General features: G+C 58.6%; 9 protein-coding genes. 6 read left to right on the plus strand and 3 right to left on the minus strand.

Going from position 1 to position 12,685, the window contains the following annotated elements; all coding sequences use genetic code 11:
• Positions 1-152 precede the first annotated feature (152 nt).
• Entirely contained in the window at positions 153-1,424 is a 1,272-nt protein-coding gene (purD, locus tag CFBP6623_RS01575) for a phosphoribosylamine--glycine ligase (RefSeq protein WP_080842277.1), read from the minus strand.
• A 201-nt stretch (positions 1,425-1,625) separates the two neighbouring features.
• Between purD and CFBP6623_RS01580 the strand changes: the two genes are divergently transcribed.
• The 4 genes from CFBP6623_RS01580 to ubiA all read left to right on the plus strand — a co-directional run bounded on the left by CFBP6623_RS01580 (position 1,626) and on the right by ubiA (position 7,532).
• Positions 1,626-3,950 carry a Tex family protein gene (locus CFBP6623_RS01580; protein ID WP_080842276.1) on the plus strand — a complete coding sequence of 775 codons (2,325 nt, stop codon included), beginning with the start codon at positions 1,626-1,628 and terminating at the stop codon, positions 3,948-3,950.
• A gap of 168 nt (positions 3,951-4,118) precedes the next feature.
• Positions 4,119-5,375, plus strand: coding sequence for an SAM-dependent methyltransferase (locus CFBP6623_RS01585; RefSeq protein ID WP_052817305.1), 1,257 nt, complete (start codon positions 4,119-4,121; stop codon positions 5,373-5,375).
• Between the two features lie 284 nt (positions 5,376-5,659).
• Positions 5,660-6,460, plus strand: a complete 801-nt coding sequence (locus tag CFBP6623_RS01590) for a MipA/OmpV family protein (protein ID WP_046800743.1) — start codon at positions 5,660-5,662, stop codon at positions 6,458-6,460.
• 118 nt (positions 6,461-6,578) lie between these two features.
• Complete coding sequence (ubiA, locus tag CFBP6623_RS01595) at positions 6,579-7,532, plus strand: 4-hydroxybenzoate octaprenyltransferase (RefSeq protein WP_046800658.1); 954 nt, start codon at positions 6,579-6,581, stop codon at positions 7,530-7,532.
• Positions 7,533-7,611: 79 nt separating this feature from the next.
• On the opposite strand, the gene CFBP6623_RS01600 is transcribed toward ubiA, so the two are convergent.
• A complete protein-coding gene (locus CFBP6623_RS01600) occupies positions 7,612-8,178 on the minus strand; it encodes a DUF6101 family protein (protein WP_046800659.1) in 567 nt (188 codons plus the stop codon).
• A gap of 367 nt (positions 8,179-8,545) precedes the next feature.
• Here CFBP6623_RS01600 and CFBP6623_RS01605 point away from each other — a divergent pair, with 367 nt between their 5' ends.
• A complete protein-coding gene (locus CFBP6623_RS01605; protein ID WP_046800744.1) occupies positions 8,546-10,984 on the plus strand; it encodes a DUF1217 domain-containing protein in 2,439 nt (812 codons plus the stop codon).
• Between the two features lie 68 nt (positions 10,985-11,052).
• On the opposite strand, the gene CFBP6623_RS01610 is transcribed toward CFBP6623_RS01605, so the two are convergent.
• Positions 11,053-12,003 (minus strand): LysR substrate-binding domain-containing protein, encoded by a 951-nt coding sequence (locus CFBP6623_RS01610; protein ID WP_046800660.1) that lies wholly within the window; start codon positions 12,001-12,003, stop codon positions 11,053-11,055.
• 202 nt (positions 12,004-12,205) lie between these two features.
• On the opposite strand from CFBP6623_RS01610, the gene CFBP6623_RS01615 reads away from it, so the two are divergent.
• Complete coding sequence (locus CFBP6623_RS01615) at positions 12,206-12,499, plus strand: DUF1127 domain-containing protein (RefSeq protein ID WP_046800661.1); 294 nt, start codon at positions 12,206-12,208, stop codon at positions 12,497-12,499.
• The last annotated feature ends 186 nt before the right edge of the window (positions 12,500-12,685 follow it).

Consider the following 12,685-nt stretch of genomic DNA (forward strand, 5'->3'; position numbering starts at 1 on the left):
AAAACCCCCGAAATAACCGCAAAATCCGTGGCTCAGGCACGGTGCGTCATTCAATATTCGGGCAAATATTACTGGTCTTTCGTTTCCATCGGGTCAGCAAACTTGGTAAAAATTGAACGAAATATTCGCTCCATCACCGTTTGCTGCAAGTATCAGGCCTTTTCGCGGGCCACGGCCTGCCAGCCGATATCGCGGCGGCAGAAGCCATTTTCCCATTCGACCTTGTCCGTCAAAGCATAGGCGCGTGCCTGGGCCTCCGTCACGTCTTTTCCAAAAGCGGTGACGTTCAGCACACGGCCACCGGTTGCGACGAGTTTGCCGTCCTTCAATGCTGTTCCGGCATGGAAGACCTTCGCCTCTGCGCTGGCATCGGGAATATGGGCGATCGGCGTGTTCTTGTCGTAAGTGCCGGGATAACCCTTGGATGCGAGAACGACAGTCAGCGCCGCATCATCACGCCATTCCGCCTGCGCCTTGTCCAGCGTGCCGGTGGCGGTGGCGTAGAGGAGCGGCAGAAGGTCACTCTTGAGGCGCATCATCAGCACCTGGCACTCGGGATCGCCGAAGCGCACATTATATTCGATCAGCTCCGGGCCTTTGGCGGTGATCATCAGGCCGGCGAAGAACACGCCCGAGAAGGGATTGCCGTCCTTGGCCATGCCTGAAATCGTCGGCTCGATGATCTCCTTCATGGTGCGTTCCACCATGGCGGATGTCATGACGGGGGCAGGGGAATAGGCGCCCATGCCGCCGGTATTCGGGCCGGTGTCGCCGTCGCCGACGCGCTTGTGATCCTGCGCGGTGGCCAGCGCCAGCGCCGTTTTGCCATCCGAAAGGCAGAAGAAGCTGGCTTCTTCGCCATCGAGGAAGGCCTCCACCACCACTTCGGCGCCGGCCGCACCGAAAGCGCCGTCGAAACATTCGTCGATGGCGGCAAGCGCTTCCGCTTCCGTCATCGCCACGGTCACGCCCTTGCCGGCGGCAAGCCCGTCCGCCTTGATGACGATGGGCGCACCCTGTTCACGGACATAATCCCTGGCCGGCTCGGCGGCTTTGAAACGCTGGTAAGCGCCGGTCGGAATATCGTAGCGCGCGCAGAGATCCTTGGTGAAACCCTTGGAACCTTCAAGCTGGGCAGCGGCTTTCGATGGGCCGAAAGTGGCGATGCCAGCGGCACGCAGATCATCCGCCAGACCCGCCACCAGCGGCGCTTCCGGGCCGACAACGACGAAGTCGATCGCTTTTTCCTTTGCAAAGGCAATGACGGCGGCGTGGTCTTCCACGTCAAGTACAACCAGCGTTGCGTGGTCGGCGATGCCGGGATTGCCGGGTGTAGCATAAAGCTCATCGAGCAGGGGAGACTGGGCGATTTTCCACGCCAGCGCATGTTCGCGTCCGCCGGAACCGATCAACAGAACTTTCATGGTCAACACCCCTGCAAATTCGCCAGTAACCTTGTGTCAGCGGCGTTAAGGGCAGGGGGGCGAAAGGTCAAGGAGAAAGCGCCGCAAAGGCCTGTCTTTCCCTTGAAGTCAGCCTTTCCTGTGGAATCGTTGCCGCCTCTTGTTGTCACGCCACAATCAGACATTATGTTCGCCGCTCCAGACGCCACATCAGAGAACCTCATGACCGCAGATAATGCCCGCCTCGCCACGCTCATCGCCTCCGAAATCAACGCCCGCCCCGATCAGGTGAAGGCGGCGGTGGGCTTGCTGGACGAGGGCGCGACCGTTCCCTTCATCGCCCGTTACCGCAAGGAGGTGACCGGCGGCCTCGATGACACCCAGCTTCGAACGCTGGCGGAACGCCTTGTCTATCTGCGCGAACTCAATGCGCGTCGCGCCTCCATCGTCGAGACCATCAACGGTCAGGGCAAGATGACCGACGCGCTGATGGTCAAGATCATGCAGGCGGGCACCAAGGCGGAACTGGAAGACCTTTATCTGCCCTATAAGCCCAAGCGCCGCACCCGCGCCGAAATCGCCCGCGAACGCGGCCTTGGTCCGCTTGCCGAAGCCATCTGGGATAACCGCGCTGGCGATCCGGCAAAGCTTGCAGAGGCCTATATCAAGGGCGAGGTAGCGGATGTGAAGGCAGCGCTTGAAGGCGCGCGTGATATCGTGGCCGAGACCATGACGGAAAACGCCGATCTTCTCGGCCGGCTGCGCGACTATATGCGCCAGAACGCCATTTTCCGCGCCAAGGTCGTGGACGGCAAACAGGCGACCGGCGAGAAATTCTCCGATTACTTTGACCACTTCGAGCGCTGGGCAACCGTGCCGGGCCACCGGGCGCTCGCCATGCTGCGCGGCTGGAACGAGGAAGTGCTGACACTGACGATCGATGTCGATGCTGACGATCCGTCGCCGGTCAAGCCGGCCCAGCGCACCGTCGCTGCCGCCTTCGATATCCGCAATGCCGGCCCCGCCGATCAGTGGCTGATGGAAGTGGCGGGCTGGACCTGGCGCGTGAAGCTCTCCATGTCGCTGTCGCTCGATCTCATGCGTGAAGTGCGTGAGCGGGCCGAAGAAGAGGCGATCAATGTTTTCGCCCGCAATCTGAAAGATTTGCTGCTGGCTGCACCGGCGGGTTCCCGCGCCACCATGGGTCTCGATCCGGGCATCCGCACCGGCGTCAAGGTGGCCGTGGTGGATGGCACCGGCAAGCTCCTCGAGACCACGACGGTCTATCCTTTCCCGCCAAAGAACGATGTGCGCGGCACGCAGGCGGAACTCGCCTTGCTCATCCGCAAGCACAATGTCGAGCTGATCGCTATCGGCAACGGCACCGGCAGCCGCGAGACGGAAAAGCTGGTTGCCGATCTTCTGGCGCAGATGCCCGCTTCGGCTTCCGGCACAAAACCCACCAAGGTCATCGTTTCGGAAGCGGGCGCTTCGGTCTATTCCGCTTCGGAACGGGCGGCGGCGGAATTCCCCAATCTCGACGTTTCGCTGCGCGGGGCCGTCTCCATCGCCCGCCGCCTTCAGGACCCATTGGCGGAACTGGTGAAGATCGAACCGAAATCCATCGGTGTTGGCCAATATCAGCACGATGTCGATCAGGGTCGCCTCAGCCGCTCGCTTGATGCCGTCGTGGAAGATGCGGTGAATGCCGTCGGCGTTGATCTCAATACGGCCTCGTCGCCGCTTCTGGCGCGGGTGTCCGGTCTTGGCAGCTCGATTGCCGACGCCATCGTCGCCCATCGCGATCAGACCGGCCCCTTTGCCAGCCGCAAGGAGCTGCTGAAAGTGCCGCGCCTTGGCCAGCGTACCTTCGAACAATGCGCTGGCTTCCTGCGCATTCCCAATGGCAAGGAGCCGCTGGATGCGTCTTCGGTGCACCCGGAAGCCTATGGTGTGGCGAAGAAGATCGTTGCCGCCTGCGGCCGCGACCTGCGCACGCTGATGGGCGACAGCGCCACGCTGAAGGGTCTCGACCCGAAGCGCTTCATCGACGAGCAATTCGGCCTGCCGACTGTCAAAGACATCATCGCTGAACTGGAAAAACCCGGCCGCGACCCGCGCCCGAGCTTCAAGACCGCGACTTTTGCCGAAGGCGTGGACGAGATCACCGATCTGAAACCGGGCATGCTTTTGGAAGGCACAGTCACCAATGTCGCCGCCTTTGGCGCTTTCGTGGATATCGGCGTGCATCAGGATGGGCTGGTGCATGTCTCGCAGCTTGCCGACCGTTTCGTGAAGGATCCGCATGAGGTCGTCAAAGCGGGCGATGTCGTTAAGGTGCGAGTCGTTGAAGTGGATGTGAAACGCAAGCGCATCGGTCTCACCATGCGCAAGGATGGCGGTGAGGCAGCACCTCAGCCGATGCGCGAGAAAGGCAATGCCAACGCCATGCGCCACGCGACATCCAAGCCGAAAGATCGCAACGAGGGGTCGCAATCCGGTGGTGCTCTTGCCGCGGCTTTGGCTGAGGCAATGAAGAGACGCTGACCTAGGGTTGAAATGATTTTTTGCCGAAAAGCCCTGCCGGATACCCCGGCGGGGCTTTTTATTTGATGAAATCGTTCAATTTTTTTGAAATAAGACTATCTTGAAACTTGTGCCGAAAGGAATACGGTCAGCAAAATTGATAAGTGAGACTTAGCAATTGGGGGTGCCATGGCGTCGTCTCTGCATGTTCTTCTCGAAAAGATAATCAAGATCGGTGATCTTGCCGTTCACAGCCCGCAGGGCAGCCGCACATTTGGTGACGGCACTGGAAAACGGGTTGTTCTGAATTTCACCGACGAAGCTGCCATGCAGGAGATCGCCGCCGATCCTGCATTGAAACTCGCCGAAATTTATATGGAAGGCCGTATGACCATCGCCGAGGGCGATATTTACGACTTTCTGGCGCTGGTCAAAGGCAATACGCTGAGCGAGGCGTTGTCCTTTGGCATGGTCTGGCGCGGCATGGCGCGCATCATCGCCGCCCGCATCAAGATGCATCTGCCGGTCAATCACAACAAGAGCAACGTCGCCCACCACTATGATCTGAGCGCCAAGCTGTTCGACCTCTTCCTCGATGAGGACTGGCAATATTCCTGTGCCTATTTCAACCCGCCTGGTATCAGCCTTTATGAGGCGCAGGTTGCCAAAAAACGGCATATTGCTGCCAAGCTGATGACCGAGCCGGGCCAGAGCGTGCTGGAGATTGGCTCCGGTTGGGGCGGCATGGCGATGTATATCGCCGAAAGCGCCGGTGCCGATGTGACGGGCATCACGCTCAGCGAGGAACAGCTGCGTGTTTCCCGCGACCGGGCGGCAAAACGCGGTATTGCCGGCAATGTCCGTTTCGAATTGCAGGATTACCGCTACCTTCCGGCCTCGAAGAAATATGATCGTATCGTCTCCGTCGGCATGTTCGAACATGTCGGGCCGACGCATTATCGCGATTATTTCGACAAGGTGGCGGAGGTGCTCGACGATAAGGGCGTGATGGTACTGCATTCCATCGGCCAGCCCTATCCGGCACTGGCGACTAATCCCTTCATAGAAAAATATATTTTCCCCGGCGGATATATTCCCTCGCTTGCCGAAGTGCTGCCGGCGATCCAGAAGTCCGGGCTGCTGGTGAAGGATATCGAAATCCTGCCCATGCATTACGCCCATACGCTCCGGCACTGGCGTGAACGTTTCGTGGCGCGCAAGGCCGAAGCGATCGCACTTTACGACGAGCGCTTCTTCCGCATGTGGGAATTTTATCTGGCGGGGTCCGAAATGGCCTTCACCCATGAAAATTTCCATATCTTCCAGATCCAGCTCGCCAAGGATCGCGATGCCGTTCCGCATAATCGCGATTACATTGCGCAGAACGAGGCGAAGCTGCTGGAGTTTGAAAAGACCCGTTCACCGCTGGAGAAGGTGACGTTCTGACCACGGCGTGGGTGACGGGTGACCGAATTGCGGAGAGTGTTGACAAACGTCTCCGCAATCTCGGCGTCATCCTCGGGCTCGTCCCGAGGATCTATCCACGTTGCGTAAAGTCCTTCGGTTTGTAGATGCTCGGGACAGGCCCGAGCATGACGGAGGTGGGTTTTGAGGCCTTGTCACCACCCTCCGCAGGAGTCGAATTTCATCCCGCGCTGGTTAATGGAATGGAAAGACAATCCCTCTAATTCTACGGGCACCTGTCTGTATTGCGTTTCTGGGGTTCTTTCATGTTCAAGCCATCAGCGGCAGTCGCCGCCTGTGTCCTGTCGCTTTTTGCCGTGGGCAATGCCCATGCCGAAGGCTGGTTTTCCGGCGACTGGTATCTGAAGCTCGGCGGCGCCGGTTTCACTGCGCCGAAATATCAGGGCGACAACAAGAACGAATTCGGCTTCTCGCCCATTATTTCGCTCGGACGTCAGGGGCAGGGCGCGCGTTTCACCTCGCGCAATGACAGCGCCTCGATCTCGCTTCTGGATAACGGTCCGATCAGCATGGGTCTGGCCGGCAAGCTCGTATCCCCGCGTGACGAAGGCGATTCTTCCGATCTGAAGGGCATGACCCGCATCAAGCGCGGTGGCGAGCTTGGTGGTTTCGCCGAGGCCTATCCGACCGACTGGCTGCGCGTGCGCGGCGAAGTTCGTCAGGGCATCCGCAGCCACAGCGGCGTGGTTGGTGACGTCTCCGTCGATGCCTTTACCGATATCGCCCCCGGCATCCAGATTTCCGCTGGCCCGCGCGCCACATGGGTCAGCAGCAAATACAATGAGCGCTATTACGGCGTGAGCGCGGCGCAGACAGCCGCCGGCGCACCTTCGCCCTATAGCCCGGGCGGCGGCCTGCATTCCGCCGGTATCGGTGCCGCCATCACCTGGAAAGTCACCGAAAACGCCGAAGTCGGTTCCTTCGCGGAATATCGCCGTCTGACGGGCGACGCCGCCGACAGTTCGCTGGTGCGCGAGCGTGGTTCGAAGAACCAGTTCATCATCGGTGTTCAGGCAAGCTACAAATTCAATTTCTCGCTGCCCTGAGGCGACGCGAATAAGGTGATGCAAAGCCTCGCCGCGAAAGCGCTGCGGGGCTTTTTTGTGGGCGCGGCCAATGCTGAAATCCATTCCGATTCGCCCGCCAATGCTGTAGAACCATCCCATGGTTCACCACAGCGATTTGTCAGACCGCGTTTCCGACGCGCCATCCAACAACTGGGTCTATCGGATTTTGCCGAGGTCCCTCTGGCCCTATGCGCAATTGGCACGGTGGGATCGCCCCATCGGCTGGCAATTGTTGATGTGGCCGTGTTTCTGGTCCGCCGCCCTTGCGGCCAATGCCGCGACGGTGAGTGGCGGCTTTTCCTGGGGCACGCTGATCTGGCATCTGGCGCTGTTTTTCATCGGATCGGTGGCGATGCGCGGTGCGGGCTGCACCTATAATGATCTGGCCGACCACAAGATCGACATGGCCGTGGCGCGCACCCGCTCCCGTCCGTTGCCATCCGGCCGCGTAACCCGGCTGCAGGCCAAGATATTCATCGTGTTGCAGGCGCTTGCCGGATTTGTGGTGCTTTTGCAGTTCAACAGCTTCGCAATCGCGACAGGCATCTTCTCGCTGATCTTCGTAGCGATCTATCCTTTTGCCAAGCGCTTCACCAACTGGCCGCAATTTTTTCTCGGCCTTGCCTTTTCCTGGGGCGCGTTGATGGGCTGGGCCGGGCAGTTCGGCTCCATCGCCTGGCCGGTTGTCCTGCTTTATGTCGCCTCCATCGCCTGGACGATCGGTTATGATACAATCTACGCCCATCAGGACAAGGAAGACGACACGGCGGTAGGCATCGGTTCCACCGCCCTGCTGTTTGGAGAAAACACACATCGCTGGCTGGTTTTTCTTTATGGCACAGCCCTTGTCATGATTGCTCTCTCTTTCTGGGGTGCGGGTGTTAACGTCATTGCCTATAGCGGCCTTGCCGCCGCAGCCATCATGCTGTTCCGGCAGGTCTGGGTTCTGGATATCGACGACGTCGAGCAATGCCTCGTATTGTTCAAATCCAACAACCGCGTCGGTGTGATGATTTTCGCGGGCCTCATTCTGCCGCTTCTGCTGGTGTGAAGCAGCTGGAAAGCAAGATACAAAAAAGCCCGGCCGCATTACGCGCGCCGGGCTTTTGGTTTGTTTTCGCTGAAGATTATCAGCTGCGGGCGATGATTTCCTTGCCCTCGATCTTCATGCTCATGCCGAGAGAACCGGTGGAGCGGCGAACGAGGAAGCGCGGGCGGCGATCCGCGAAATAGGAATGGCGGCGGCGCGGGCGGGTATTCTGGGTGCGCACCTTGCCGAGATGTTCTTCCAGCGGGCGGGCAACGCCATCGGCTTCCACCATCAGCATGGGAATGCGGTAGGCTTCGGACCAGCTGCGCCAGTCGGCGGCGATATCGCAGAGATCGTGGGCGACCAGCAGCGGAACGCAGAGATCCGGATCATCATGGTGAAGTTCCAGCGTCACGGTCACCTGGCCGTCGCCATGGTCGATGGCGCGGGCGGCGACACCCTTGAAGGCGCGGGCTGGCAGGGCGAAAGACAAAGGCAGGCCGGAAGAGGAAAGAACCTTTCTCAGAACGGCGCCCCGTTCATCGAGCGTTACGGCGACGTCGGTCGCGCCGTTGCCTTTTCCATAGGTGACCTGTTGCGGAAAACGTGCCGGGTCGAGTCTGAGTGTGGCAACGGCCCAGTCGGGCTTCAGAACGGTCTTGGTCATGTTTAATCTACCCTTGTTTTACCTGAGAGCCGGTTTCCGGTCTTCTCATCGGGACTTTTCGTCCTCTGATGTCAGGAGATTATCCGCCGCATGTTCGAGACTGCTTAAAAATCGCGGTTAAGAAAACTTTGCATTCCCAAATGGTTAGCAAAACCCACTGTGGCATGGTTTCGTTTGCGTAAAGCGGATTGAGACAATGCGGTTTTTATCACCCCCGAAAATGTGCTCTTTCAAGCTCCGGGCAAGGAGCGTCATGCATAGTCCTGCCAAGGCTTGCCGTGCGTCCGGATGGGGCGTGTTGGGTGGATTTAATAACCGGAACCTCGATGCTCCCGAAGGGATGCGCGATGTTTCAGAGGGCATTCAGATGGTATCGACGTATCTCAGCTACGACCTCATCAACCGCGATATGAAGACGAGCATCTCTCGCGTGGCGCAGCAGGGTCTCATCGAGCGACAGACGAAATATTACAAGGAAAACATCGGCAATGTGAAAAGTGTCGATGAGTTCCTGAATAATTATCAGCTCTATTCCTACGCCATGGATGCCTTCGGTCTCGGTGAGATGACCTATGCCAAGGCCTTTATGAAGAAAGTTCTGGAAAGCGATCTGAACGACCAGAACAGCTTTGCCAACAAGCTGACGGATGAGCGCTACCGCGAATTCGCCGCATCCTTCAACTTCACGGCGTCAACGAAGACCGTCCAGACGGAGGCCCAGCTCGACAAGATGATCGGGCTTTACGGTACGTCGATATCCGATCTTGATAACAGCCTTTCGGAAGAAACGCGCTATTACAAGGCGATCATCGGCTCGGTCACCAATGTGGATCAGCTGCTGCAGAATGACAGGACCCGCGCCTATATTTTCCAGGTCTTCAGCATCGATGAGAAGACCTATACCTATGCCCATATCCGCGGATTGATGACGAGCGATATCGCCGATCCCGATAGCTACCTCAACCAGAAATTTGGTGCCGCCTATAATGACGCGGTCGAAAAGCTGGCGATGAAGGGCAATATCGAACTTCACGGGCAGGTCACGGCCCGCATCACCGCCATCGACACCTCGCTTGCTGGGACGGACCTGACGGCCGAGCAGCGCACGGCACTCGAGGCGGAAAAGGTGACGAGGCAGGATCAGCTGACACAGCTTGAAGCCGTGTTGCCGCCGAAGAGCGAGTGGGAAGCAAAGCTCGCCGCAATCACGGCGGAGCAGACGACGCTGTCCAACACCGTCACGCAATATAACAAGATGGCACAGCTTGCGGCTGCCTTCGAGTTCAAGAACGACGGCACGGTGGCCGCCGGCGGAGCGCAGAAGGCTGACAATGTCAAAGTGATGACGGATGCCTATATCGCCAGCGCGCCGCGCGTGACGCCGACGGTCGCCACCCTGAACAGGGATTATTTCGAATCGAAGATCGGCTCGATCAAGACCGTGGACGAACTGACCTCGGATGCGCGCCTTCTCAACTATATAAAGGTTGCTTTCGACCTGAACGACGTGACGATCGTGACGGCGACGATCGAGAATATTCTGACCAGCGATCTGAGCGACCCGAACAACTACATCGCGACCTTCGGCAAGAACGACAAACGCTACATCGCCATGAGAAATGCGTTCAACTTCCAGGCGGACGGAACGCTTGCCGCCGGCACGACGCCCCAGACGACGTTGCAGACCGCGACCACCACCAACGGCTACATGACCCATTATAACGACAAGGATGACGCGGCCGACGCGAATGCGCTCAAACTGTTCAAGAGCGACATAAGAAGCGTCACATCCGTCAAGGATTTTCTCGACAGCAGCGCGGTCTATAACTACGCGCTGAAGGCGGTCGGTCTCGATCCGGCCAAGGTGAATGTTGCCGATATCCGCAAGGTCCTTACCAGCGACCTGCAGGACAAGAAGAGTTACGTCTATACGCTGAAGGACGAGCGCTACGTCAAGCTGGCGGATCTTTTCAACTTCAAGTCCGACGGAAGTCTGGGGTCTCCCGTTCTGGCTCAGTCGGAAATCGAAATGCAGACCATGTCGGCCGATTATATCAAGAAGAAGTCTGCTTTCGGCACGGAGAAGGACAAGGAAGCGGCCAAGAAAGAGGCGGAGTATTTCACCGCCGAGATGCAGAAGATCAAGACGTTCAAGGAATTCCTGGCCAATGATCGCCTGACGAAATTTGCGATGGAATCGCTGGGCATCGATCCGAAAAGCGTGACAAAGGAACAGTTGGAAAAGATATTCTCTTCCAAGCTGGATGATAGCGAAAGCTACGTCAACAAGGAGATGGACCCGGTCTTCCGTCGTCTCGTCACAGCCTTCAACTTCGATACGGACGGCAATATCCTTCGCGAAGACCGCAGTTTGATCCAGACGCGGCGTGGTCTTTACGAGACGCTGGACAATTACCTGACGCAGACGCTGGAAACGCAGGCGGGTGAAGAGAATGCCGGCGTGCGCCTGGCGCTCTATTTCAAGCGCATGGCGGCAGGAACGACGTCCTATTATTCCATCCTTGCCGACACCGCGATCCAGAATTTCATCAACACCACCTTTGGTATTCCCGATGAACTCGGCAACGCCCCGGTCGATACACAGGTGGCGATGATGAAGAAATATTTCGACATCGAGGATTTTCAGGACCCGGAAAAGGTCAAGAAACTCGTCTCCCGCTTCACCATCATGTACGACAACGCACAGAACACCACCGATCCGATCATGATGCTGTTTAATGGCAGCGGCTCGGCGGGTATCAGCGGCGAGACGCTGCTGGCGGTCGCATCGCTGCGGGCGCGGTAAACGGCAGCGCGCAAACGCGTAACAGAAAGGCCGGAGCTTACCCCGGCCTTCGTATTTGTACTATCCGCTCACCACCCCGGCAGCATATGCCCGGCCCGCAGGCGCGGCATCTTCGGGTAGGTCTTCACGTCACTGTCCATCTCATCGGCAACGTTCATCGGCGAGATGTTGTCGAGGCAGGCGGTGATATGGTCGGTAATCGCATTCACCAGCGAGGGCGAGAGGCCCGGCCGCTTCATCAGGCCGATCTGCACCGGTGGCAGCGGTGGGAAACCGTCGGCAGCGCTCAGAACCTTCATACCGGTACGCAGCGCCGATTCCGGCAGGACCGAGACCGCCATGCCGGCCAGCACGGCGGCGGCGACCACCGTGGAAGACCAGCTGGTGAACAGAACCTGATAATCCCGCCCGTCGGCATCGAGCGCCGAACAGGCAAGCTGCCGCCAGTGGCAGTCGCGACGGCCGACGGCGAGCGGCACCGGCGCATCATCCTTCAGCGGATGGTTGGCGGAAGCGACCCAGCACAGCGGTTCGGTGCGAACCACATCCGAAGAGCGGGCGCGGGGATTGTGGGTGACGAGCGCAATATCCAGCTCGCCGCGCGCCATTTTTTCGGCAAGGCTGACCGAAGGTTCGCAGACGATGTAAAGCTCGACATTCGGATGAGTCTTGGCGAAACGGCCGATGATTTCAGGCATATAGCGGTCGGCATAGTCATCAGGCGTGCCGATGCGCAATGTACCTTCGAGCCGGTTGTCGTCAAAGGCGGCGATCGCCTCATTGTTGAGGCGGATGATACGGCGGGCGTAATTCATCAGCTTTTCGCCCTCCGCCGTCAGGCGGTTGCCACGCCCGTCCTTGGCGAAAAGCTGTTTGCCGATCCGCTCCTCAAGCCGCCGCATCTGCATGGAGACGGCGGATTGCGTCTTGAAAACGCGGTCGGCGGCTTTGGTGAAGCTGCCCGTATCGATGATGGCGATGAAGGTGTGCAGCTGATCTATATCGAGAGGTGCGGACATGGATGGTCATCCATCAGAATGATTGATGTCTTACATTAGAAACATTCGTTGGACTGATCAATAGTCTTGCGACATTTTGACATTCAACAAATCAACCTCAACCACGGGCCGGCGAAACGTCAGGCCCCAACCCAAGGCAGCTTCTCGCGCGTGGTGCGTCGGGGGCGGTGCCGCATCGTGCCGTTACGGAAGGATAAGTGTCATGCGCACGGCAGAACGGAGAATGGAACTGGAACTCGCAACCACAAGGCAGAGCGACACCCTGCGTCGCATCGTCGTCGGTGGTGCTTCGGCCGTGAAAACGTTTTTGCAGCGCATCTACAACCGTATCGTCGCCAATGGGCTGACCGAGCTTGACGACCGCCTTCTTGCCGATATCGGGCTGGCGCACTCGGATGTGCGGGACGCGCTTAATACCGGCCTGTTCGAAGATCCGACCGCTCATCTGACTCGCGCCGCGCGCAAGCGGGCAGTGACACGGTTCAAGACGCTGTAAGCATTGCAGCAAAAGCGGCTTCGTTCGCGCAGTTCCAGAGGGCCTCCAGCGGCTGGAACTGCTTCGAACCGAAAAGTTTTCCCCGCAGGGTGATTTGCCAATAGCCCTGCCTTTGCCCGGTGTCAGGCCCCTCGGCCGCGCCGGGCTTTTTTATGGCTTTCTTCGCTTGCTGTTACGCGGGCTCCT

Origin of the sequence: Agrobacterium tumefaciens, from assembly GCF_005221385.1 — a bacterium.
GTDB lineage: Bacteria > Pseudomonadota > Alphaproteobacteria > Rhizobiales > Rhizobiaceae > Agrobacterium > Agrobacterium tomkonis.